The organism is Cryobacterium sp. Y57 (assembly GCF_002929505.1).
In the GTDB taxonomy this organism is placed as follows: domain Bacteria; phylum Actinomycetota; class Actinomycetes; order Actinomycetales; family Microbacteriaceae; genus Cryobacterium.
Genome location: NZ_PJJL01000065.1, coordinates 13,524 through 37,352, shown reverse-complemented (window position 1 = coordinate 37,352; position 23,829 = coordinate 13,524). Strand labels below are relative to the sequence as shown.

21 protein-coding genes are annotated in these 23,829 nt (G+C 64.5%); 19 read left to right on the top strand and 2 right to left on the bottom strand.

Features of this window, described 5'->3' with window-relative positions; all coding sequences use genetic code 11:
* Positions 1-55: 55 nt before the first annotated feature.
* Complete coding sequence (gene metE / locus CXY72_RS08340; protein ID WP_104127234.1) at positions 56-2,398, top strand: 5-methyltetrahydropteroyltriglutamate--homocysteine S-methyltransferase; 2,343 nt, start codon at positions 56-58, stop codon at positions 2,396-2,398.
* A 72-nt stretch (positions 2,399-2,470) separates the two neighbouring features.
* Here metE and lexA read toward each other — a convergent pair whose 3' ends face one another.
* Positions 2,471-3,175 (bottom strand): transcriptional repressor LexA, encoded by a 705-nt coding sequence (lexA, locus tag CXY72_RS08335; protein ID WP_104127233.1) that lies wholly within the window; start codon positions 3,173-3,175, stop codon positions 2,471-2,473.
* A gap of 290 nt (positions 3,176-3,465) precedes the next feature.
* Here lexA and CXY72_RS08330 point away from each other — a divergent pair, with 290 nt between their 5' ends.
* The 8 genes from CXY72_RS08330 (at position 3,466) to CXY72_RS08295 (ending at position 13,533) form a co-directional block, all read left to right on the top strand.
* A complete protein-coding gene (locus CXY72_RS08330) occupies positions 3,466-3,891 on the top strand; it encodes a LysM peptidoglycan-binding domain-containing protein (RefSeq protein WP_104127232.1) in 426 nt (141 codons plus the stop codon).
* Between the two features lie 31 nt (positions 3,892-3,922).
* Entirely contained in the window at positions 3,923-5,047 is a 1,125-nt protein-coding gene (locus tag CXY72_RS08325; protein WP_104127231.1) for a histidinol-phosphate transaminase, read from the top strand.
* A 9-nt stretch (positions 5,048-5,056) separates the two neighbouring features.
* A complete protein-coding gene (gene hisB, locus CXY72_RS08320) occupies positions 5,057-5,680 on the top strand; it encodes an imidazoleglycerol-phosphate dehydratase HisB (protein ID WP_104127230.1) in 624 nt (207 codons plus the stop codon).
* Positions 5,677-6,309: an imidazole glycerol phosphate synthase subunit HisH gene (gene hisH / locus CXY72_RS08315; RefSeq protein WP_104127229.1), complete on the top strand. Its 633-nt coding sequence runs from the start codon at positions 5,677-5,679 to the stop codon at positions 6,307-6,309. The genes hisB and hisH overlap by 4 nt, the downstream gene beginning before the upstream one ends.
* A gap of 103 nt (positions 6,310-6,412) precedes the next feature.
* Positions 6,413-7,159 carry a bifunctional 1-(5-phosphoribosyl)-5-((5-phosphoribosylamino)methylideneamino)imidazole-4-carboxamide isomerase/phosphoribosylanthranilate isomerase PriA gene (gene priA, locus CXY72_RS08310; protein ID WP_104127228.1) on the top strand — a complete coding sequence of 249 codons (747 nt, stop codon included), beginning with the start codon at positions 6,413-6,415 and terminating at the stop codon, positions 7,157-7,159.
* Positions 7,159-8,010, top strand: a complete 852-nt coding sequence (locus CXY72_RS08305) for an SseB family protein (protein WP_104127227.1) — start codon at positions 7,159-7,161, stop codon at positions 8,008-8,010. The genes priA and CXY72_RS08305 overlap by 1 nt, the downstream gene beginning before the upstream one ends.
* A gap of 56 nt (positions 8,011-8,066) precedes the next feature.
* Positions 8,067-12,752, top strand: a complete 4,686-nt coding sequence (locus CXY72_RS08300) for an ATP-dependent helicase (protein WP_104127226.1) — start codon at positions 8,067-8,069, stop codon at positions 12,750-12,752.
* Complete coding sequence (locus tag CXY72_RS08295) at positions 12,745-13,533, top strand: DNA-formamidopyrimidine glycosylase family protein (protein ID WP_104127225.1); 789 nt, start codon at positions 12,745-12,747, stop codon at positions 13,531-13,533. Before CXY72_RS08300 ends, CXY72_RS08295 begins: the two co-directional genes overlap by 8 nt.
* Positions 13,534-13,595: 62 nt before the next feature.
* On the opposite strand, the gene CXY72_RS08290 is transcribed toward CXY72_RS08295, so the two are convergent.
* Complete coding sequence (locus CXY72_RS08290) at positions 13,596-13,898, bottom strand: DUF1844 domain-containing protein (RefSeq protein WP_104197145.1); 303 nt, start codon at positions 13,896-13,898, stop codon at positions 13,596-13,598.
* A gap of 387 nt (positions 13,899-14,285) precedes the next feature.
* Here CXY72_RS08290 and infC point away from each other — a divergent pair, with 387 nt between their 5' ends.
* The 10 genes from infC (at position 14,286) to pheT (ending at position 23,811) form a co-directional block, all read left to right on the top strand.
* A complete protein-coding gene (infC, locus tag CXY72_RS08285; RefSeq protein WP_104127223.1) occupies positions 14,286-14,912 on the top strand; it encodes a translation initiation factor IF-3 in 627 nt (208 codons plus the stop codon).
* The gene (gene rpmI / locus CXY72_RS08280) at positions 14,905-15,099 is read left to right on the top strand and encodes a 50S ribosomal protein L35 (RefSeq protein WP_092111710.1); all 195 of its coding nucleotides are present in this window, start codon (positions 14,905-14,907) and stop codon (positions 15,097-15,099) included. Before infC ends, rpmI begins: the two co-directional genes overlap by 8 nt.
* A 46-nt stretch (positions 15,100-15,145) precedes the next feature.
* A complete protein-coding gene (rplT, locus tag CXY72_RS08275) occupies positions 15,146-15,538 on the top strand; it encodes a 50S ribosomal protein L20 (protein WP_104127222.1) in 393 nt (130 codons plus the stop codon).
* 150 nt (positions 15,539-15,688) lie between these two features.
* A complete protein-coding gene (locus CXY72_RS08270) occupies positions 15,689-16,489 on the top strand; it encodes an RNA methyltransferase (protein ID WP_104127221.1) in 801 nt (266 codons plus the stop codon).
* A 103-nt stretch (positions 16,490-16,592) separates the two neighbouring features.
* A complete protein-coding gene (locus CXY72_RS08265) occupies positions 16,593-17,381 on the top strand; it encodes an amino acid ABC transporter ATP-binding protein (RefSeq protein WP_104127220.1) in 789 nt (262 codons plus the stop codon).
* A 92-nt stretch (positions 17,382-17,473) separates the two neighbouring features.
* Positions 17,474-18,367 (top strand): glutamate ABC transporter substrate-binding protein, encoded by an 894-nt coding sequence (locus CXY72_RS08260; protein ID WP_104127219.1) that lies wholly within the window; start codon positions 17,474-17,476, stop codon positions 18,365-18,367.
* Between the two features lie 93 nt (positions 18,368-18,460).
* Positions 18,461-19,108, top strand: a complete 648-nt coding sequence (locus tag CXY72_RS08255; RefSeq protein WP_104127218.1) for an amino acid ABC transporter permease — start codon at positions 18,461-18,463, stop codon at positions 19,106-19,108.
* Complete coding sequence (locus CXY72_RS08250) at positions 19,105-19,956, top strand: amino acid ABC transporter permease (RefSeq protein ID WP_104127217.1); 852 nt, start codon at positions 19,105-19,107, stop codon at positions 19,954-19,956. Before CXY72_RS08255 ends, CXY72_RS08250 begins: the two co-directional genes overlap by 4 nt.
* Positions 19,957-20,089: 133 nt before the next feature.
* Positions 20,090-21,139: a phenylalanine--tRNA ligase subunit alpha gene (pheS, locus tag CXY72_RS08245; protein ID WP_104127332.1), complete on the top strand. Its 1,050-nt coding sequence runs from the start codon at positions 20,090-20,092 to the stop codon at positions 21,137-21,139.
* On the top strand, positions 21,139-23,811 hold the full coding sequence (gene pheT, locus CXY72_RS08240; protein ID WP_104127216.1) for a phenylalanine--tRNA ligase subunit beta: 2,673 nt from the start codon (positions 21,139-21,141) through the stop codon (positions 23,809-23,811). The genes pheS and pheT overlap by 1 nt, the downstream gene beginning before the upstream one ends.
* The last annotated feature ends 18 nt before the right edge of the window (positions 23,812-23,829 follow it).

The following is a 23,829-nucleotide window of genomic DNA, read 5'->3' as shown; positions in this document are numbered from 1 at the left end:
CCACGTTCGTTCTCTTCGACCATTCCAGCCACAATCGCTCAGTGAAGGAATCACCATGCCCAGCGCGCCCGTATCCAGCACCTTTCCCTCCGGCACCATCCTCGGTTACCCCCGCATCGGAAGGCGGCGGGAGCTGAAGAAAGCCGTCGAAGCATTCTGGTCCCAAGCGATCGATGCCGCCGCCCTCGAAGCTGTCGCCGCCGGGCTGCGGCAGCAGACTCGCGACAGGCTCGTCGATCTCGGTCTCGGCCGCACCGACTCCTCGATCCCCGAGTCGTTTTCCTACTATGACCAGGTACTTGACACCATCGTCGCCGTTGGCGCGATCCCCAGCCGGTTTGCCTCACTCGTCGCCGCAGACGGAACCCTCGACTTGGCTGGCTACTTCACCCTGGCGCGGGGCGAGGGTGAGAACCTGCCCCTCGAAATGACCAAGTGGTTCGACTCCAACTACCATTACCTCGTGCCCGAGATCGGCCCGGAGACGGTGTTCTCGCTCGCCGGTGACCGGATCGTGCGTGAATTCGTCGAAGCCAAAGCCGCCGGCTTCCTCACCCGTCCGGTGCTCGTCGGGCCGGTCACGTTCCTGTTGCTGAGCAAGGCCAGCGATGAAGCTCCGGCCGGATTCTCGCCACTGTCCCGGCTCGATGATCTCCTTCCTGTTTACGCGGCGCTTCTGGCGCGGCTAGCGGATGCCGGCGCCGACTGGGTGCAGCTCGACGAGCCGGGCCTGGTGAGTGAATCCATCGACGTGCCGCGCGCCGAGACGCTGGCGGCCGTCGCATCCGCTTACGGGGTGCTGGGTCGGTTGGCCGGCCGGCCGGCGCTGTTCGTTGCAGCGCCCTACGGCAGCCTCGATGATGCCCTCCCGGTTCTCGCCGCCACAGCCGTCGAAGCAATCGGCCTCGACCTGGTGCGGGGAAGTCTGCCGCAGGCGGTTCCGGGGCTGGCTGGTAAGACTCTCGTCGCCGGAGTGATTGACGGCCACAACATCTGGCGCGGCGACCTGACCGGGGCCATCGGAGTTGCTGAGGGTGTGCGGGCGCTGTCAGGCTCCGTTTCCGTCTCCACCTCGACCTCCCTGCTGCACGTGCCGCACGATGTGCTCGATGAAACGTCGCTGCCGGGCTCATTGGTGAGCTGGCTGGCCTTCGCCGACCAGAAGGTGGGGCAGGTCGCTACCCTCGCTCAGGGACTCGTCCATGGACGCACCGCGATCGCCGGGCCGTTGGCTGAAGCCGAAGCGGCGCTGGCTGCGCGGCACAGCGCCCCGGGCGTGCGCGACGGCGCCGTGCGCCGCCGTGCCGCGGCGCTCACCGACGCCGACTTCAGCCGGGGCGCTTACGCCGATCGACTGAGCGCGCAGGATGCCGCCTTGCAGCTGCCACCGTTGCCGACAACCACGATCGGATCGTTCCCGCAGACCGGTGACATACGCCGAACACGCGCCCAGTTTCTCAAGGGAACCCTGGCCGCCGACGAGTATCGGTCCCTGATGCGCGCCGAGATCGCCCGGGTGGTGGCCCTGCAGGAGGAGATCGGCCTTGACGTGCTCGTGCACGGAGAGCCCGAACGCAATGACATGGTGCAGTACTTTGCCGAAAACCTCGATGGGTTTGCGGTGACCGAGAACGGCTGGGTGCAGTCCTACGGCAGCCGCTGCACGCGGCCGTCCATTCTGTGGGGTGACGTATCGCGCCCGGCACCGATCACGGTGGACTGGTCGGTGTATGCGCAGAGCCTGACGGCGAAGCCGGTCAAGGGCATGCTGACCGGACCGGTCACGATTCTGGCGTGGTCCTTTGTGCGCGATGACCAGCCGCTCGGCGAGACCGCCCGCCAGGTAGCCCTGGCCCTGCGCGATGAAATCGGAGATTTGGAGGCTGCGGGCATCAAGATCGTCCAGGTCGACGAACCGGCCCTGCGCGAACTGTTACCGCTGAAAGAGAAGGACCACGCGGACTACCTGGATTGGTCGGTCGGCTCGTTCCGGCTCGCCACGGCCGGTGTAACGGATGCGACCCAGATTCACACCCACCTCTGCTATTCGGAGTTCGGCGTTGTCATCGAAGCCATCCGCAACCTTGACGCGGACGTCACGAGTATCGAAGCGGCCCGTTCCCGGATGGAGGTCGTGCGGGAGATCGAGGCTGGCGGGTTCGACCACGGCATCGGTGCCGGAATCTATGACATTCATTCACCCCGGGTGCCGAGCGTAGACGAATTGACGACCCTGCTCGATACCGCCCTGGAATCGATTCCCGAACGCCAGGTCTGGGTGAACCCGGACTGTGGCCTCAAGACGCGTGGCTACGACGAAACCGTGCGGTCGCTGCAGAACATGCTCGCCGCCACGCGGGTGGTGCGCGAACGCCTCAGCACGAACGTGATCGTCTGACGCGGTGACAAAAAGGGCCCGACCACCTGCTGGTGGTCGGGCCCTGTTGTGCGACACCAATCAGCGCGACGACTAGACCGAGCGCAGTACCGCGACGACTTTGCCGAGGATATCGGCAAAGTCACCGATAATTGGCTCGAAGTTACTGTTGCGTGGCAGTAGCCAGGTGTGACCATCGCGCTTCCGCAAGACCTTGACCGTGGCCTCATTGTCGAGCATGGCCGCGACGATCTCGCCGTTCTCTGCGGTCTTCTGCTGACGAACAACGACCCAGTCGCCGTCGCAGATGGCGGCGTCGATCATGGATTCACCCACAACCTTGAGCATGAACAACTCTCCCTGCCCCACGAGTTGGCGGGGAAGCGGAAAGATCTCGTCTATCTGCTGGTCGGCCGTGATCGGGATGCCCGCGGCGATGCGACCGACGAGGGGTACCATCGCAGCATCGCCGACCTGTACGCCCGGGTGAAAGCTGTCCTGGTCACCGGTGCTGACGTCTTCAGGGGCACGCTGAATCTCGATGAGGACTTCGAGGGCACGGGGGCGATTCGGGTCGCGGCGCAGGTAACCGCTGAGTTCGAGTTGATTGAGCTGGTGGGTCACGCTCGACAGGGAGGCGAGACCGACCGCATCGCCGATTTCACGCATGCTCGGCGGGTAACCGCGCGAGCTCACCGAGCGCTGGATCACGTCGAGAATAGCGAGCTGGCGTTGGCTCAAACTTTTGCGGCGCCGAGTGCCGCCTTTGTCGCGGGTGCCACTGGTGTCTTGTGTCACGATGTGCCCTCCTGGAGTAGGTCCCGCCTGGCCTGAAACCGTGTCATGCGGGAATGTCGGTGGTGTCTGGTTGAGTGTCAATGCAACAACTGTCCTATCGAAAGTTTATCCAGTTCCATACCTTGAAACAAACACTTATTCGAGTGTGTTGCGCTCAATTTCGGGCTACGACGAGAAAAAGCTTGCATGTTCGATTATTCGAAGTTATATTCGGAACATAGTTTCGTATCCGGACCTCCCGGCCGAGGTTCGGATACGAGACTCGCAAGCGCCTACCTTGGAGGTTTGACATGACCACAGCATGTGCATCAACAGTTCCCGTTTCGGCAGCCCCCACGCCGGTCCCGCGCCTTCGTCTCACCCGCCGCGGTCGCGTGGTTTTCACAACTCTCGCTGCCGTACCGCTGGTGATCGGCGCCGCGTCTTTCGCCATCAACGGGGGTGCGGCCGGGGCGGCGGACTCCGCCACGGGCATCGACCTCATGTCATACACGACCGACTCCGGAATCGTCACGACCCTCACGTACTCGCCAACCGACGTCGGTTCTGCTCGGTTCATCACGGTCGAACCCGGCCAGACCTTGTGGGACCTCGCCGAAGACATTTCGCCGTCGGCCGACCCGCGCGACGTAGTGGCCGACATTAAACGACTCAACGGCCTGGCTGTTGAAACGTTGCAGCCGGGCCAGCGCTTGGAAATCCCCTCCGACTCCTAAGAATGTATCGGCAGACGCACAGGGCCGTAGCATGGAGAGGGTGACCAGTCTCGAAGATCTCCCGCTCCGCACCAATCTGCAGGGCCTCACCCCGTACGGTGCTCCGCAATTGCACGTTCCGGTGGCCCTGAACGTCAACGAGAACACACACCCCATTCCTGATGCGGTAGCGCAAGACATCCTCGCTAGCCTGGCTGAAGCCATCCACTCGGTGAATCGGTATCCCGACCGTGAGTTCACGGCGCTGCGCGAGGCGCTGGCGCTGTACCTCGGTGCGGGGCTCACCGCCGACAATATCTGGGCGGCGAACGGGTCCAACGAAGTGCTCCAGCAGGTGCTTCAAGCGTTCGGCGGGCCGGGGCGCACCCTGCTTGGCTTTGCCCCGACGTACTCGATGTACTCGATTCTCGCCTCTGGTACCGACACCACCTGGATTCCGGGCGCGCGTGACGCCGACTTCGAGCTCTCTCCGGTTACCGCCGTGAGCGAGGTTACCCGAATCAACCCCAACATCGTTTTTCTCTGCTCCCCGAACAACCCCACCGGCACCCCGCTCTCGCTTGACACCATCGCCGCCGTTTACGACGCGACCGACGGCATCGTTGTCGTTGACGAGGCCTACGCCGAATTCGCGCCCGCTGGCACCCCGAGCGCGGTCACCCTGCTGCCCGGTCGGGAACGGCTTCTCGTCTCCCGAACCATGAGCAAAGCCTTCGCCTTTGCCGGTGCCCGGGTCGGCTACCTGGCTGCTGATCCGGCGGTGACGGATGCCCTTCGCCTGGTCCGTCTGCCGTACCACCTCTCGGCCCTGACTCAGGCCGCTGCGAACGCCGCCCTGGCGCACAGCGCCGAGATGCTCGCCATGGTCGACGATATTCGGGGGCAACGTGACCGGCTCGTGGTCGAGCTCGCCCGCCTGGGGTATTCCCCGCACCGAAGCTGGAGTAACTTCGTGCTCTTTGGAGGAGTGGCCGACCCGCGAGAAACCTTCGAGGCGTTGCTCGCTGAGGGAATCCTCATTCGCGACGTGGGTATTGCCGGCCACTTGCGGGTGACCGCCGGGTCCGAGAACGAGACGTCTCAGTTCCTCGAGGCACTGGGCCGCCTGGGGCGAGCAGGCACGTCCGGGCAAACCGATTCGGCCCGAGGCGAATAAGCTAACAGTATGAGTTCTCCTGTCGGCATTCTCGCGCCCCGCGTCGCCCACCTGCAACGGGAGACGAGTGAATCCAGTATCGACCTCTCGCTCAATCTCGACGGCACCGGCGTCAGCGATATCCGCACCTCGGTGCCGTTCTACGACCACCTCCTCACCGCGTTTGCGAAACACTCGCTGTGCGACCTCACTGTGCGTGCTTCCGGCGACATCGAAATTGACGTACACCACACGGTCGAAGACGTGGGAATCGTGCTCGGCCAGGCTATTCGCCAAGCGCTCGGCGACAAGTCGGGCATCTCGCGCTACGGTGACGCGCTGGTGCCGCTCGACGAGGCTCTCGCCCAAGCCGTCGTCGACATTTCGGGTCGCCCCTACCTGGTGCACACCGGCGAACCGGCCGGCTTCGAATTCCACCTGATCGGCGGACACTTCACCGGCTCCATGGTGCGTCACGTCTTTGAAGCCATCACCTTCCACGCCGGGTTGACCGTGCACGTCACCGTGCTGGGCGGTCGCGACCCCCACCACATCGCTGAAGCCGAGTTCAAGGCCTTCGCCCGCGCTTTTCGCCTCGCCAAGGCTCTCGACCCGCTGGTGCACGGCATCCCGTCGACCAAGGGTGCCCTGTGAGCCGGGTCGTTGTCTTCGACTACGGCACGGGCAATGTGCACTCCGCGGTCAAGGCGCTCGAACTGGCCGGCGCTGACGTCACCCTGACGAGCGATCGAACCGTCGCGCTCGAGGCCGACGGTCTCGTCGTACCCGGTGTCGGTGCATTCAGCGCTGTGATGGCCGCCCTCAAGGCGGTGCGCGGCGACGACATCGTCGATCGTCGCCTGGCTGGCGATCGTCCGGTGCTCGGCATCTGCGTCGGCATGCAGGTCATGTTTGAACACGGTGTCGAGCGTGGGATCGACACCGTGGGACTGGGTGAATGGCCCGGAACGGTCACCGAACTTTCCGCACCGATTCTGCCGCACATGGGCTGGGACACCGTCACGAGCGCCCCTGACTCCGTGCTCTTCCGAGGAATCGAAGAGGAACGGTTCTATTTCGTGCACTCGTACGCTGCCCAGTCCTGGACGCTCGAGGTTATGCCGCCGTTTCCCGAACCCCGGCTCACCTGGGCCGAACACGGGGCACCGTTTTTGGCTGCCATCGAGAACGGCCCGCTGAGCGCCACTCAGTTTCACCCCGAAAAATCCGGTGAGGCGGGCATCCGCCTGTTGAAAAACTGGATCGGCACTCTGCGCGACTAGCTCGGTGCACCTGGACTTCACAGTCCAAACTTTCCCGCCTACCCATCACCGGCACCTGTATGAACCTGGTCGCAACACGCGGCCGCACCAACCAAGGACACCAATGAGCGAGTTCAATAAGATACCGAGGCTCGTCCTCCTGCCCGCCGTCGATGTGGCCGCCGGTAAGGCAGTTCGTCTGACGCAGGGGGAAGCCGGTACGGAAACAAACTACGGTGACCCCGTCGATGCTGCGGCTGATTGGGCACGGCAGGGTGCAGAGTGGATTCACCTCGTCGACCTCGACGCAGCGTTTGGCCGGGGCAACAACACCGGCGTGATCAAAAAGGTCATCCGCCAGGTCAAGGGCGTCAATATCGAGCTCTCCGGCGGCATCCGCGATGATGAATCGCTGGAAGCGGCACTGACCACGGGCGTCAAGCGCATCAACCTCGGCACAGCGGCACTGGAAAATCCAGAGTGGGCGGCGAGCGTTATCGCGCAATACGGCGAGGCCGTTGCCGTTGGCCTCGACGTACGCGGTACGACCCTCGCCGCACGCGGCTGGACACAAGACGGTGGAGACCTCTGGCAGGTGCTCGAACGTCTCGAAGAAGCCGGCTGCGCCCGCTATGTTGTGACCGATGTCACCAAGGACGGCACCCTGCAGGGTCCGAACATCGATCTGCTTCGCCAGGTGCTCGACCGCACCCGCAAACCCGTGATCGCCTCCGGAGGCATCTCCAGCCTCGATGACATTGACGCCCTGCGCCGCCTGGTTCCGCTCGGGCTTGAAGGTGCCATCGTGGGCAAAGCACTGTACGCGGGGGCCTTCACCCTTGCTGAGGCACTGGACGTCGCGGGGGACTAATGGCGAAGGCGCGAAACCTCGGGTCCACCGGTGACTCTTCTGGACGTCCGGATGGTGCCGCGCCATCAGGTCAACCCGGCGATCACAACGAGTCAGCCAACATGGCCGACTCCGCCGGCCAGCCTTGGGTCGGTCGCGAATTCGAAGCGAATCTCGATGTCGGCGATGACGGATCCGCGCCAGCGCCTCTTGCCGAGGCGCTCGCCCGGTTCCAGGCGCGCGAGGCCGGGGAAGAGAGCGTCATCGACGCCATTCGCAGTTCTCGCCTGCTCATTCCTCTGGTGACCAAACTCGGCGATGCCGCCCTGAACGGGCGCGGCCAGACGATCGACAAAACCCAGGAGTTGTCGATCATCACCGTGGCCGGCCCGGACGGCCGCACCGTACTGCCTGCGTTCACGTCAACCGCCGCCATGACGACCTGGAATCCCCTCGCCCGGCCTGTTCCAGCGGATGCTGTGCGCGTCGCCTTGGCCGCCGCGCAGGAGAATACCGACCTCGTTGTGCTCGACCCGACGTCGCCCGGTGAATTCGTCATTCGCCGTCCGGCCCTATGGGCCATCGCCCAGTCCTTGCCGTGGACACCGAGTTACGCCAGTCACTGTGTCGCCGATGCTTTCACCGCATCGATCGCGACCGAACTTTCGGTACTGACCGTGCAGCTCTCTGCCGGTGACCCGTTTGGCCGGCTCACCGGCCCCGAGCTGGTGGTTCAACTGGAACTGGTCGACGGCCTCACCCAGACTGACCTCGATGCCATCCTCACTCGGCTCGGCACGCGCTGGTCGGAAAGCGAGACCATTACGACCAGCGTTGATTCGCTGAGCGTCAAGCTCGTCGCATCGGCCTGATACCCGATATTGGACCTGCTCAGTGCACTGTCGGTGGGGCAGGCGAGAATGACGGTATGACCGACATTCTCGATCAATTCTCCCCGGCGGCTCGGGCCTGGTTCACCGAGGCGTTTGCCGCGCCGACCGCGGCGCAGCTCGGTGCGTGGACTGCTATCGCGCAAGGGTCGCACGCCCTCGTCGTGGCTCCCACCGGATCGGGCAAGACCCTCGCCGCCTTCCTGTGGGCCATCGACCAGTTGGCGAACGAGTCAGCACCGGCATCAGCCGAGCCCGGTGCCCGGCACACGGGTACCCGTGTGCTCTATATTTCACCGCTCAAAGCCCTCGGCGTTGACGTCGAACGCAACCTCACCGCGCCGCTGGTGGGAATCACCCGTGCCGCGCAACGGCTTGGACTTCAGCCGCCACAGGTCACGGTCGGTGTGCGTTCGGGAGATACGTCGACCGCTGACCGCCGCAGATTGATCTCCTCGCCCCCCGACATCCTCATCACCACTCCGGAATCATTGTTTCTGATGCTGACGTCGGCAGCTCGGGAATCGCTGAGCGATGTGCAGACGGTCATCATCGACGAAATACATGCGGTCGCAGCCAGTAAGCGCGGCGCTCACCTCGCCGTATCGCTCGAACGCCTCGACGCGCTCCTCGACCACCCGGCCCAACGCATCGGGTTGTCGGCCACCGTGCGCCCGCAAAGCGAAGTGGCGCGCTTTCTCGGTGGCGCCGCGCCCGTTCACATCGTGGCGCCGCCCTCTCTGAAACGGTTCGACCTGCGCGTGGTCGTGCCGGTCGACGATATGAGCGACCTCGGGCCGGTGCCGCAACGCGAAGGGGTCACGTCGGCCGCTGCTGCGCAAACCGGGTCCATCTGGCCCCACGTTGAGGAGGCCATCGTTGACGAGGTACTGGCGCACTCCTCGAGCATCGTGTTCGCGAATTCCCGGAGACTGACTGAACGGCTGACAGCGCGCTTCAACGAAATCTACGCCGATCGCCTGGCCGGGGCGGAGGCATCCGCTCTGGTGCCGGTTTCGGTTGCCGAGGGCGAGCTGGCCGATCACGGTGTGCTGGCCGCGGTGCGCCCGCCGGCCGAGTTGATGGGGGCAAGCGGGCAGAGCATCGGCGCCGCGCCCTTGCTCGCGCGGGCGCATCACGGTTCCGTCAGCAAGGAACAACGCGCGTTCATTGAAGACGATCTGAAGTCGGGGCGGCTGCGCTGTGTCGTCGCGACCTCGAGCCTGGAACTCGGTATCGACATGGGCGCCGTCGATCTGGTCGTGCAGGTTGAATCGCCGCCATCGGTGTCGAGCGGGCTGCAGCGGCTCGGCCGGGCCGGGCACCAGGTGGGTGAGGTTTCGCGCGGGGTGATCTACCCCAAGCATCGCGCCGACCTCATCCACGCTGCGGTTGCCGCCGAGCGCATGGTGGCCGGGGCCATCGAAGCACTGCGGGTACCCACCAACCCGCTCGATATTCTGGCGCAGCAGACGGTCGCAGCCTGCGCGCTCGAGCCCATCGACGTGGAAACCTGGTTTGACACGGTGCGGCGCAGCGCGCCGTTTGCGACCTTGCCACGCTCGGCTTACGAGGCGACCCTTGACCTGCTCGCCGGCCGCTACCCGTCTGACCAGTTCGCCGAACTGCGCCCCCGCATTGTCTGGGATCGAGACAATGGCACACTGACCGGGCGGCCCGGGGCACAACGCTTGGCCGTGACGAGCGGCGGCACCATTCCCGACCGCGGCCTGTTTGGCGTCTTCATGGTCGGCGGCGAACAGATCACCGGCAAACGGGTCGGCGAACTCGACGAGGAGATGGTCTACGAGTCGCGGGTGAACGACGTCTTCGCGCTTGGCACCACGAGCTGGCGTATTCAGGAGATCACCCACGACCGGGTGCTCGTCGTGCCCGCTTTCGGGCAGCCAGGGCGGCTTCCGTTTTGGAAAGGTGATGGCCTCGGTCGCCCGGCCGAACTCGGCCGGGCCATCGGTGCGTTCGTGCGCGAGGTTGGGGCTCTGCCGCCCATCGAAGCCCAGGCTCGCTGCGCGGTGGGCGGCCTCGACCAGCGCGCAATCGACAACCTGCTGGCCTTCCTCGCCGAGCAACGCGCGGTCACCGGGCAGCTCTCGACCGACCGCACCCTCGTGGTCGAACGTTTTCGCGATGAACTGGGGGACTGGCGGGTTGTGCTGCACTCCCCGTTCGGTACCCCGGTGCACGCACCGTGGGCGCTCGCCGTGGGTGCTCGCGTGCGCGAACGCTACGGAATCGACGGCTCCTGCGTAGCCAGCGATGACGGTATCGTCGTGCGCATCCCCGACACCGAAACCGAACCGCCCGGCAGCGAACTCTTCGTTTTCGACCCCGATGAGCTCGAGCAGATCGTCATCGACGAGGTCGGTGGCTCCGCCCTGTTCGCTTCCCGGTTTCGGGAGTGCGCTGCCCGGGCACTGCTGCTGCCCAGGTACAAACCCGGTGCGCGCTCGCCGCTGTGGCAACAACGCCAGAAGGCCGCCCAGCTACTCGACGTGGCCCGTACCTTTCCCACCTTTCCGATCATTCTCGAGACCCTGCGTGAATGCCTTCAAGACGTGTACGACCTTCCGGCCCTCGGGGCGCTGGCCCGGCAGATCGGCTCCCGCGAATTGCGTCTGGTTGACACCGAGACCGAGACCGCCAGCCCGTTCGCGAGCACACTGCTGTTCGGTTACGTCGCCGCCTTCATGTACGAGGGAGACACCCCGCTCGCCGAGCGGCGCGCCACCGCCCTCGCCATCGATTCGAGCCTGCTGGCTGAACTGTTGGGGCGGGTTGAACTGCGTGAACTCCTCGACCCGAGCGTCATCGCTCAAACCGACCGAGAACTGCAACGGCTCGCGCCGGACTACCTGGCCAAGGGCGTGGAAGGTGTGGCCGATCTGTTGCGCACGCTGGGCCCGCTCAGCACCAGCGAGGTCGCCGAGCGGATGCTCATTCTCCCGCCGGAATCGCGGCCCGCGCAGGGCCTGCCGCTCGCGGAGAGCCCACCCGCCGTCCTTCCCGCCGAGCAGGCTCTGCTAGCTCTGGTCGACGTGCGCCGCGCCGTGCGCGTGAGCATCGGCGGTGAGGAACGCTGGGCAGCGGTCGAAGACGCCAGCCGATTGCGCGACGCTCTCGGCGTTCCCCTGCCGATCGGGGTGTCCGCTGCGTTTACGGAATCCGTGGCTGATCCGCTCGGCGATCTGGTGAGCCGCTACGCACGCTCGCACGGCCCCTTCACCACCGCCGCCGTCGCCGACCGATTCGGCCTCGGCACCGCCGTCGTGCAGATTGCCCTCAAACGCCTTGCCGACGCCCGGCGTGTCGTAGCCGGCGAATTCCGGCCGAACGGTTCCGGCCTGGAATGGTGCGACGCCGAGGTGCTGCGGCGCCTGCGTCGTCGTTCCCTCGCGGCGCTCAGGCACGAGGTGGAACCGGTGGACCAGCAGGCCATTGGACGGTTCCTGCCGGTCTGGCAGCAAGTGGGCGGCAAGCTGCGCGGAATCGATGGCGTCGCATCCGTTGTCGAACAGCTCGAAGGGGCGCGCATTCCGGCGTCCGCCTGGGAGACGCTCATTTTGCCGGCCCGGGTGAGCGACTACCAACCGGGGATGCTCGACGAACTCACCAACGCGGGGGAGGTGCTCTGGGCGGGCGCGGGAACCCTCGCCGGCAACGATGGTTGGGTCAGTCTGCACCTCGCCGAAACGGCCCAACTCACCCTGCCGCTTCCCATCGATGCGGAGACGACGCCGCTACAGCAGGAGATCCTGACGACCCTGGGCGGTGGCGGTGCATACTTCTTCCGACAGCTGTCTGACGCCGTCGGCAGCCAGGACGACGCCGCACTGGTGCAGGCGTTATGGGACCTGGTCTGGGCCGGTCTGATCAACAATGACACGTTCGCTCCGGTGCGGTCGCTGCTGGCTGGCGGGCACACGGCCCACCGGCAGAGCCGGGCCGCGCCGCGCGCCCGTCTGCATCGCGGGCGGTCGATGCCGCGGCCGAACCTGCCGAGTCGCAGTGGTCCGCCGACGGTCTCAGGCCGATGGTCGATCCTTCCAGTGGCCGACGAGTCCCCAACCCGCCGCGCCCACGCGCTGGGGGAGACGCTGCTCGAACGCTATGGCGTGGTGACCCGGGGGGCGGTAATGGCGGAAAGCGTGATTGGCGGTTTCTCACTCGTCTACCGCACCCTCACCGGGTTTGAAGAGATGGCCCGCTGCCGCCGCGGCTACTTCATCGAGGGGCTCGGCGCAGCCCAGTTCGCTACCGGCGGCACCATCGACCGGCTGCGCACGTTCGCTGTGGGCGTGTCCCAGACGTCCGTGGACGTGAGGAACACCGCCCCCCTGGACGCTGTTGCCCTGGCCGCGACCGACCCGGCGAACGCCTATGGCGCCGCGCTGCCGTGGCCGACCCTGCCTGGCGACACCACCCACCGCCCGGGTCGAAAGGCGGGCGCACTCGTCGTTCTTGTCGACGGTGCCCTCGTGCTGTATGTCGAGCGCGGCGGTAAAACCGTGGTTGCTTTTGAAACGGATGAGCAGGTGCTCACGGCGGCCACCGTGAGCCTGGCCGCCCTGGTCACCAACGGTCGCGTGCAGAGGATTGCGGTGGAAACGGTCAACGGCGTGTTCGTGATCGGCACCGCCGTGGGCGGGGCCTTGCGCGCCGCCGGGTTCACCGAGACCCCGAAAGGGCTGAGGCTGCGTGCCTGAGGGCGATACCGTCTACCGCACCGCCCGTTCCCTCGACCAGGCCCTGGGCGGCAGTATCCTGACCGGCTGCGACATTCGGGTACCCGCTTTCGCTACGGTCGATCTGACGGGACAGACCGTGCACGAGGTCGTCAGTCGCGGCAAACATCTGCTGCACCGGGTCGGTGAGACGAGCATCCACTCGCATTTGAAGATGGAGGGTGCCTGGCACCTGTATCGACCGGGCACGCGGTGGCAGCGGCCGGCGTTTCAGGCACGCATCGTGCTGCAGACGACCGAGTGGGTTGCCGTGGGGTTCGAACTCGGCGTGCTGGAGCTCGTGCCGACCCGGGCTGAAGCCGAGGTGGTCGGCTACCTTGGATCCGATCTGCTCGACGCCGAGTGGAGCAGAGCCAACGCTGCCGAGGCCACCAGGCGCCTTGCTGCCCACGGTGAGCAGCCGATCATCGTAGCCCTTGCTGACCAGCGCAATCTGGCCGGGCTGGGCAACGTCTATGTCAACGAGCTCTGTTTTCTACGCGGATTGCTGCCGAACCGGCCCGTGGCTGAGGTCACTGACCTCGCCGGACTCGTGATGCTCGCCCGGCGCCTGCTCGTGGCCAATAAAGACCGTGACGAGCGCACGACCACCGGCAACCTGCGCCGAGGATCCCAGCTCTGGGTCTACGGGCGGGCCGGGCAGCCCTGTCGGCGGTGTGGCAGCCGCATCCGGAAGGGACGGCTCGGCCGTACCGAACTCGAGTTGCGCGACACCTACTGGTGCCCGCGCTGCCAGACCTGAGACTGCCAGACCTGAGACTGCCAGACCTGAGACTGCCAGACCTGAGACTGCCAGGCACACGGTTAGGTGACTGGGCCGGTGTACTTCTCACCGGGGCCCTCGCCGATTGGATCTTGCACGAAGGACGCCTCGCGGAACGCCAGCTGTAGGGAACGCAGGCCGTCCCGCAGGCTGCGGGCGTGCATGTCGGCGATATCGGGGGCAGCCGCCGTGACCAGTCCGGCGAGGGCCGTGATGAGCTTGCGCGCCTCGTCGAGATCGATCTGGGCGTCGGGATCTTCGGCGAGGCCACACTTCACGGCGGCCGCGCTCATGAGGTGCACCGCGGCCGTGGTGATGATCTCCACAGCGGCCACATCGGCGATATCGCGTGTTGCCTGGGCAGCATCCCGCTCAAAATCAGTTTCCCGCTCAAAATCCGCATTCTGCTCAAAACCCGTATCGTGCTCAAAACTTTGGCTCACTGCATTCCTCTGCTAGGCTACTCTTTGGTTCCGGGACAATAGTCTCGGTACGAAAGTGGAGAATCTCCCACCCGCGCATACCGCTTCATCAAGGTTACCGGGTAGTTTGCACTCCGCCGTCGCGTTATCACCTCCTTCAAGAAGGTGACAAAGCGAGGGTAGACAGGGTGTCGTGTGAAACAGGTCAACGACAGAGTTGGCATGAAAAGCGCGTGATTTTCCTCCTTCGTCCCCAATCAGCATCCGCTGACTGGTTGTGATCACGAAGTTAACCAAGAGGAGAGACGCATCAGCGATCCCCGTACAAATGACCGTATACGCGTCCCCGAAGTTCGTCTCGTTGGTCCCAACGGCGAGCAGGTCGGGGTCGTGGCGATTGATGTTGCCCTGCGCCTGGCACAGGATGCCGACCTCGATCTCGTCGAAGTTGCACCTGAAGCCAAGCCGCCCGTGGCCAAGATCATGGACTACGGCAAGTTCAAGTACGAGGCTGCGCAGAAGGCCAAGGAGGCCAGGCGCAACCAGGCGAACACGATCCTCAAGGAGGTTCGTTTCCGTCTCAAGATCGATACGCACGACTATGAGACCAAGCGCAAACGCGCCGAAGGCTTCCTGAAGAGCGGTGACAAGGTCAAGGCCATGATTCTCTTTCGTGGCCGTGAACAGTCCCGCCCCGATCAGGGCGTACGACTGCTCCAAAAATTTGCCGAGGATGTCGCCGAGTACGGTTCCGTGGAATCTACTCCGATGATCGACGGTCGAAACATGGTCATGGTGATTGGCCCGTTGAAGAACAAGTCAGAAGCCAAGGCTGAGATCAACGCCCACAAGGCTGCCGAGAAGGCAGACAAGGTCGCCGATAAGGCAGACAAGGTTGCCGATAAGGCAGCGAAACAGGAGGAACCACATGCCTAAGATGAAGACCCACTCCGGAACCAAGAAGCGTTTCAAGGTCACCGGAAGCGGAAAGATCATGAAGCAGCAGGCCGGACTTCGACACAACCTCGAGGTCAAGAGCACGCAGCGCAAGTCCCGTTTGAACCAGGACCAGGTGCTGGCTAAGTCGGATCAGAAGACCATCAAGAAGCTTCTCGGTCTGTAAACCAGGCCCTAATAGTAGGCCCGTAACGAATAAGGATTTGTAAAAAATGGCAAGAGTAAAGAGGGCCGTAAACGCCCACAAGAGTCGCCGCGTTATTCTCGAACGCGCCAAGGGCTACCGCGGTCAGCGTTCACGCCTGGTCACCAAGGCGAAGGAACAGCTCACTCACTCCTTCACCTATAGCTACCGTGACCGTCGTGCACGCAAGGGCGACTTCCGTCGCCTGTGGATCCAGCGGATCAACGCTGCGTCGCGCGTCAACGGCCTCACCTACAACCGTCTGATCCAGGGCCTCGGCCTGGCTGGCATCGAGGTTGACCGTCGTATCCTCGCCGACCTGGCCGTCAACGAGGCAGCGACGTTCGCCGCCCTCGTCGAGAGCGCCAAGGCTGCCCTTCCCGTCGACACCTCGGCACCGAAGGTCGCCGTCACGGCGTAGGGCGTTACCCCGATCGGTTCACCATCAGCTGCCTCCTGGGCGTGAATGTGGTGAAAGATCGGCAGTTGTGAATTGAACAGTGAGGAGCGGGCGACGTGGTCGTCCGCTCCTTTTTCTGTAAGTAAACCTTGTGCAACTAAACTCAAGATCATGCTTGATAATCCACGTTTACCGCGCGTCCGTTCCGTCGCAAAACTTGCCAAGCGCGACGCGCGCCTCGAGTCCGGTCTTTTTCTGCTCGAAGGCCCGCAGGCCGTTTCCGAAGCGCTCACCTTTCGCCCAGAGCTCGTCGTGGAGTTGTTCGCGACGCCCACCGCGCTCGATCGCTACACCGATCTAGCCCAGAAAGCGGTCGCTGCCCAGGTCGAGGTGGAGTTCGTCTCCGAAGAGGTGCTCGAGGCTATGGCCGACACGGTCACCCCGCAGGGCTTCGTGGCGGTCTGTCACCAGTTCCCCACCTCGGTAAAGAAAATCTTCAATGCCGAGCCCAAGCTCGTCGCCATCCTCGAAGAGGTGCGCGATCCCGGCAACGCCGGCACCATCATTCGGGCAGCGGATGCCGCGGGCGCGGACGCCGTCATCCTCACCGGTCGCAGCGTCGACCTGTACAACCCCAAGGTCATCCGTTCCTCCACCGGCTCCATCTTTCATCTGCCCGTCGCTATCGCGGCCGACCTCTCCGACGTACTCGACCGTGCCCGGGCGGCCGGGCTGCAGCTCTTTGCCGCCGACATCAAGGGTTCCGACCTGCTGACCGCCCGCAACGAGGGCTTGCTTGCAGCTCCGACCGTGTGGCTATTCGGCAACGAAGCGCGCGGCCTGACCGACGAAGACCTGGCCCGAGTCGACCGCAGCGTGAGCGTTCCGATCTACGGCGAAGCCGAGTCGATGAACCTCGCGACCGCGGCATCCGTGTGCCTGTATGAGAGCGCATTCGCCCAGCGCGCCTGACCTCTTGCGTAGCACAGATACGCGATGCCCGGACTGTTACAAATGCGTTGCTGTCCGGGCATTTGGCATGTCCAGACACGCGTTCTGTCCTAAGTTAGGGAGTATGGAGCCCACAGATTCGTCCCCGGCCACCTCGAACATCACCGTTCGTCGGGGCGAACCGCTCGTCGTCGTTAAAGACATCAACAAGCACTACGGAGAACTGCACGTTCTCAAGAACATCAATGCCGTGGTCAACCGCGGCGAAGTTGTGGTGGTGATTGGTCCGAGTGGGTCGGGCAAATCCACCCTGTGTCGGGCGATCAACCGCCTCGAGACCATCGATGACGGTGTGATCACCATCGACGGTGTGAAGTTGCCGGAAGAGGGCCGCGCCCTGGCCACGCTGCGCGCTGACGTCGGAATGGTCTTTCAGGCGTTCAACCTGTTCGCCCACAAGACCGTGCTCGACAACGTCACTCTTGGTCCAATCAAGGTGCGCGGCCTGTCGAAAGCGGATGCCGAGAAGAAGGCCATGGCCCTGCTCGAGCGCGTCGGCGTGGCCAACCAGGCCAAGAAGATGCCGGGCCAACTGTCCGGTGGGCAGCAGCAGCGCGTGGCAATCGCCCGGGCGCTAGCCATGGAACCGAAGCTCATCCTGCTCGACGAGCCCACCAGCGCTCTCGACCCGGAAATGATCAACGAGGTGCTCGAGGTCATGGTCGACCTCGCCAACGAGGGTATGACGATGATCGTCGTCACCCACGAGATGGGCTTCGCCCGCAAGGCTGCGGACCGCGTCATCTTTATGGCGGAGGGCGAGATAGTGGAGGAGACCTCACCCGAGGAGTTTTTCACGAACCCGCAGAGCGCGCGCGCGCAAGACTTTCTGTCCAAAATTCTCGACCACTAATCCGACGGACGCTCACTCGAGCAGATTCACCAGCCACAGGGTTGCCACAACTTATCCCGACACCTCCCTTCCCAACCAGAAAAGGAATCACAATGCGCAAGAAACTCAGTCTCCTGGCCACAGCAGCCACGGCGGCACTGCTTCTGGCCGGATGCGCCAGCGGCGACACTGCAGGCACCGGATCGTCCGAAGCTCCCGCCGCCGGTGGCGCTTTCGAGGTCGCCACCGACGTGTCCCTGACCGGCAGCCCTACCTACGACGCCATGAAGTCGGCCGACAAGGTCGTCATCGGTGTCAAAGAGGACCAGCCCGGCCTCGGCTTCCTCGATGCCACGACCGGGGAACGCACCGGTTTCGACATCGAGATCGCCCAGTGGGTTGCCGCCTCGCTCGGGTTTGCCCAGGACAAGATCGAGTACAAGGCTATTCCGAGCGCGAACCGCGAGTCCGCCATCGTCAACGGCGACATCGACTACTACGTCGGGACCTACTCGATCACGGACAAGCGCAAGGAACAGATCGACTTCGCTGGACCGTACTTCATCACGGGTCAGGGTCTTTTGGTCGCCGCTGGCGACGATTCGATCAAGAGCGAGAACGACCTGGCCGGCAAGACCGTCTGTTCGGCTACCGGCTCGACGCCGTTACAGAACATCACGGCCAACTTCCCTGACACGAAGACCAATTCCTTCGATACCTACTCGCAGTGCGTTGAAGCGCTGAAGGATGGCCAGACCGACGCGGTCACGACCGACCAAGCCATCCTGATCGGCTACGCCTCTCAGGATCCCGACAACCTCAAGGTTGTCGGCGAACCGTTCTCGGTCGAAAACTACGGTGTCGGCCTTCCCAAGGGTGACGACGCCCTCCGCGCCTTCATCAATGACACGTTCACCAACGGCAACAGCAGCTGGCAGGCCATCTACGACGAAACCCTGGGTCTCTCGGGCACCGTCGTCGAGCAGCCTGCGGTCGACGCGTACTAAGCACCCCGAGCGACGGTCGGTGGCGACATACTCGCCGCCGCCGACCCGAGCTGACAGTCACCACCATCAAGAACGAAAGGAGAGGTTCGGCCTATGGACACACTGCTCAATAACCTCGACGTCTTCGTCGACGGGTTCACTTTGACGCTGCAGGTGTTCCTCTGGTCCGCCCTCTTCGCCCTGATTCTTGGAACCATCGTCGGCGCCATGCGTGTTTCCCCGGTCGCCCCCATGCGCTGGGTCGGCACCGGCTACGTCAACCTTGTGCGCAACACTCCGCTGACCTTGCTCATGTTCTTCTTCGCCTTTGGCTACCCCAAACTTGACCTTCCCAACGTCAGCTACACCACGTTGGCGATCTTCGCGTTGGGGCTCTATACCGCCACCTACGTCGCCGAGACGCTCCGCGCTGGCATCAACACGGTTCCGCTGGGTCAGGCGGAAGCCGCCCGTGCGATCGGGCTCACCTTCGGCCAGAGCATGTCGCACATTTTGATGCCACAGGCGTTTCGCGCAGTGATTCCGCCCATGATGAGCGTGTTCATCGCGCTGCTCAAGAACACCACGGTCGCTGCGGGTTTCTCCGTCGCCGAGGCCGGGTACATTCGTGCGAGCCTCTCCGAACGTGGCGAACCCGCTATCGTCGTGCTGCTCTGGGTGGCCTTGTTCTTCATCCTGCTCGTGGCCGTTCTGTCCTTTGTTCAGCGGATGCTGGAAAACCGTTTGAAGGTGCTGCGATGAGTAACGTGCTGTTTGACGCTCCCGGCCCCCGCGCTCGCGTACGCCACCGCTACATCGGTGCGGTCACACTGCTCGTCGTGCTCGCAATCTTTGGTTTCATCTTGTATCGCTTCATTGCGACGGACCAGTTCACCGCACAAAAATGGAACATCTTTACCGTTCCTTACGCGCAGGGCAAGATCGTCGAAGCTACTCTCGCCACGCTGAAAGCATTCGGCTTAGCCGCCGTGCTCAGCCTGACCCTCGGGCTGCTGCTCATGGTCGGCCGGGTCTCGAAGCATAAATGGATCAGCACGCCAACGTATATTTTCGTTGAGTTGTTCCGCGCTGTTCCGCTACTGATCCTGATCATGATCATGTACTACGGCCTTCCGCCGCTCGGCTACACCTTCGTCACTCCCTTCATCGCCGTCGTGACAGGGCTCACGCTGTACAACGGTTCCGTGCTGTCGGAAGTGTTTCGCGCCGGCATCGAATCGCTGCCGAAGGGCCAGGCCGAGGCCGCCTACGCGATCGGAATGACCAAGACCCAGGTCATGCGCATGATCCTGCTGCCTCAGGCCTTGCGTGCCATGGCTCCGGTGATCGTGTCGCAGCTCGTTGTCGTGCTCAAGGACACTGCCCTCGGCTTCATCGTCACCTTCCAGGAGCTGTTGTATCTGGCTAAGTCCTACGGCACACAGGTGCAACTCGGGTCGCCGATCATCCCGTCTACCATCGTCGTCGCAGCCATCTACATCTCGCTCTGCCTGCTTTTGGCGGGCCTTGCAAAGTTCATCGAGGTGCGCACCAAGCGTGGTCCTGCCAAGAACATCAGGGCGCAGCAACTCGTCAACGAAGCCGCTTAGGCGAGCGGATGCCCGTTCCGGCCCGCGCGGCCGTCCCGGGTAAGCGGGCCCGTTGCACGCACTAAACTTGGGCCTTGTGTCTGTTCCCAGCGTTCCCCCAGAGCCCACCACGCCATCCGATCCCGCTGACGCCATCGCATCCGGTGCGGCCGAACCGTTGATCTCGGAAGCTGCCGTCAATGCCGCGGTTGACGCGGCGCTGACCGCCATTGCCACCGCCGACACGACCGCCGCCCTCAGGCTCGTGCGCAGCGAACACGCGGGGGAGTCCTCACCGCTGTCGAAGCTCAACGCCTTGATGCGCAGCGTGCCCGGCAACCAGAAGGCCGCTGCCGGCAAGCTCGTTGGCCAAGCCCGCGGCGCCGTCACCAAGGCGTTGACCGCTCGCGAAAATGACATTGGCAGCGCTGAAGCCGCCGCCCGCCTGCTCGCCGAAACGGTAGACGTCACCGCCGCAGCGTCAACCTGGAAACCGGGGGCGCGGCATCCGATCTCGCTGCTCAGCGAGCGCGCCGCCGATGTCTTCGTGGCCATGGGCTGGGAGGTCGCCGAAGGCCCGGAGCTGGAAAACGAATGGTTCAACTTCGACGGGCTCAACTTCGACGAGGACCACCCGGCCCGCGCCATGCAGGACACCTTCTTCGTCGAACCGACGGATGCCCACCTCGTTCTGCGCACGCAAACCTCACCCGTGCAGCTGCGCGCGTTGCTCTCGCGCGAGCTGCCGGTCTACGTGGTCGCGCCCGGACGGGTTTTTCGCACCGACGAACTCGACGCGACCCACACGCCGGTCTTTCACCAGATCGAGGGAATCGCCATCGACAAGGGCCTCACCATGGCCAACCTGCGCGGCACGCTCGACCACTTCGTGCAGGCCCTGTTCGGTCCAGACGCCAAGGTGCGCCTGCGCCCGAACTACTTTCCATTCACCGAACCGAGCGCGGAGCTCGACGTCTGGCACCCGACTTTCAAGGATGGCGCACGCTGGATCGAGTGGGGCGGCTGCGGCATGGTGCACGCCAACGTGCTTCGCTCGGCCGGCATCGACCCCGAGGTCTACTCCGGATTCGCATTCGGGGTGGGCGTGGAACGAGCAGTGATGTTTAGAAATGACGTAAAGGACATGCGCGACATGGTCGAAGGCGATATTCGGTTCAGCCAGCAGTATGGGATGACGGTCTGATGCGGGTACCACTTTCCTGGCTCGGCGAATTCGTCGACCTCGCCCCCGGCACCACGCCGGAAGACGTCCATGCTGCCCTCGTGAGCGTCGGCCTCGAAGAAGAAGATATCCACCGCTTCGACGTGTCCGGCCCGATCGTGGTCGGCGAGGTGCTCGACTTCGTCGGTGAAGAGCAGACCAACGGTAAGACCATCAACTGGTGCCAGGTGCGCGTTGCGCCGGGAGACGAGCTTGCCGCTGACGGCGGCCCCGCCATCCACGGCATCATCTGTGGCGCCCACAACTTCGCCGTCGGCGACAAGGTCGTCGTGACCCTGCCCGGTGCTTCGCTTCCGGGCCCCTTTCCCATTGCGGCGCGCAAGACCTACGGCCACGTCTCCGACGGCATGATCGCCTCGGCCCGTGAACTCGGGCTCGGCGACGAGCACGACGGAATTCTGCTGCTGGCTTCGCTCGGCATCGATGCTCCGGTCGGAACGGATGCGATCCCCCTGCTCGGCCTCGATGACAGCGCCGTCGAGATCAACGTCACCCCCGATCGCGGCTACGCCTTCTCCATTCGAGGCGTCGCCCGCGAATACTCGCATGCCACCGGCGTGCCGTTTCGGGACCCTGCGCTGGCACCGACGGTTGTGGCCCCGGTCACCCGGTTCCCCGTGACCGTCGACGACCAGGCTCCGATTCGGGACCGAACCGGAGCAAGCGTGTTCGTCACCCGCGTCGTGCGCGGCGTCGACCCGACCCGGCCGACCCCGGCTTGGATGATCGCGCGACTGGGGCTGGTCGGCATCCGCTCGATTTCGCTCGTCGTTGACGTGACCAACTATGTGATGTTCGAGCTCGGCCAGCCGTTGCACGGCTACGACCTGGACAAGCTGACCGGCGGCATCATCGTGCGGCGAGCGACCGCCGGGGAGAAATTCACCACGCTCGACGCGGTCACCCGCACGCTCGACGTTGAAGATTTGCTGATCACTGATGAATCCGGGCCGATCGGCTTGGCCGGTGTCATGGGCGGGGCAAGCACCGAGATCAGTGCGCAGACGGTCAACGTGCTCGTCGAGGCCGCCAACTTCGATCCGGTGTCGATCGCGCGGTCGGCCCGCCGTCACAAGCTGCCGAGCGAGGCAAGCAAGCGGTTCGAACGCGGCGTCGACCCGCGCGTGGCCGCTGTCGCTGCCGAACGCGTGGTACAGCTGCTCGTGGACCTGGCGGGGGGAGTCGCCGACGATCTCGGTTCGGTCTACGACGAAGCTCCGGTGCCCCAGCCGATTCTGCTGCCGACCGGGTTCGTCTCTGGTCTCATCGGCCTCGCCTACACCGGCGACGAGGTGCGCGATGCGCTCGTCGACGTCGGTGCCTCGTTGATCGAATCCGACGGCGACCTGCAGGTCACCCCGCCGAGTTGGCGCCCCGACCTGACGGATAAGTGGACCCTCGCCGAAGAGGTCGCCCGCATCGTCGGCTATGACCGCATTCCCTCGGTGCTGCCCGTCGCGCCGCCCGGCCGTGGACTGACCCGCATGCAGACTTTGCGCCGTACTGTCGCGCAGACCCTGGCAGCCACCGGTCACACCGAAGTCTTGACCTACCCGTTCGTTTCCGAGCGGGCGAACAACGCGTTCGGCGTGACCGTTTCACCCGCCGTGTCCGCCGGCGCGAGTACGGCGGATGCGGCATCCGCTGTGCCGACTTCGGTGCCGATGTCGGTGCCGCAGATCAAGGTCGCTAATCCGCTCGACAGTGAGGCACCGTTTCTGCGCACCTCGATGCTGCCGGGCCTGTTGCAGATCGCGCACCGCAACCGGTCACGCGGACTGGTCGACGTGGCCATCTACGAGCAGGGACTGGTCTTTCGGCCCGAGACCGGTGTGACATACGGCATGGCAGTGCTCCCGGCCGGCGCCGCGCGCCCGAGCGCCGAGGCTGAAGCGGCCCTGAACGCGGGAATTGTTCCGCAGCCACTCATGGTCGGGATCGTTAGCGTCGGCAATGACGTGCGGCACCAACCCGGACAGCCTGCCGTTGGAGCCGGCTGGCAGTCCGCGTTGGCCGCTGTGCAGCAGGTGGCATTGGCTACCGGAGTGCGCATCGAAGTACGCCAAGGCCAGCACCCGGCGATGCACCCGGGCCGCACCGCCGAGCTGTTCGTCACCGTGCAGGCTTCGCCTGTGTCGGCTTCGACGGTGCCGGTCTCGACCGTGCCGGCTGCGACCGTGCCGGCTTCGACTGAACCGGTCTCGACCGTGTCGGTGGGATTCGCCGGAGAACTGCTCCCCACAGTCGCCGACGACTATGACCTTCCGGCTGTCGTGGCCGTTGCCGAGATCAACCTCGGGCTCGTCTTCGCGCAGGCCGACGGTGACGTGACGGTCACGCCGATCCGCACGATGCCCGCCGCGACGCAGGATCTTTCGCTCGTCGTCTCGGTCTCGGTGCCGGCTGCCGCCCTGTGCGCGGTCGTCGCGGAGGGTGCGGGCGACCTGCTCGAGAGTATCGACCTGGTCGACGACTACCGCGGTGCTGGAGTCGAGTCCGGCCAGAAGTCGCTCACCTTCGGACTGCGTTTTCGCGGCGAGGGACGTACGCTGACCGCCGCCGAAGCGAGCGCTGCCCGCCTGTCCGGGGTTGCCCTTGCTGCGGATCGCTTTGGGGCGGCCCTGCGCGAATAGCCCGCCGGGGCTTGCGTG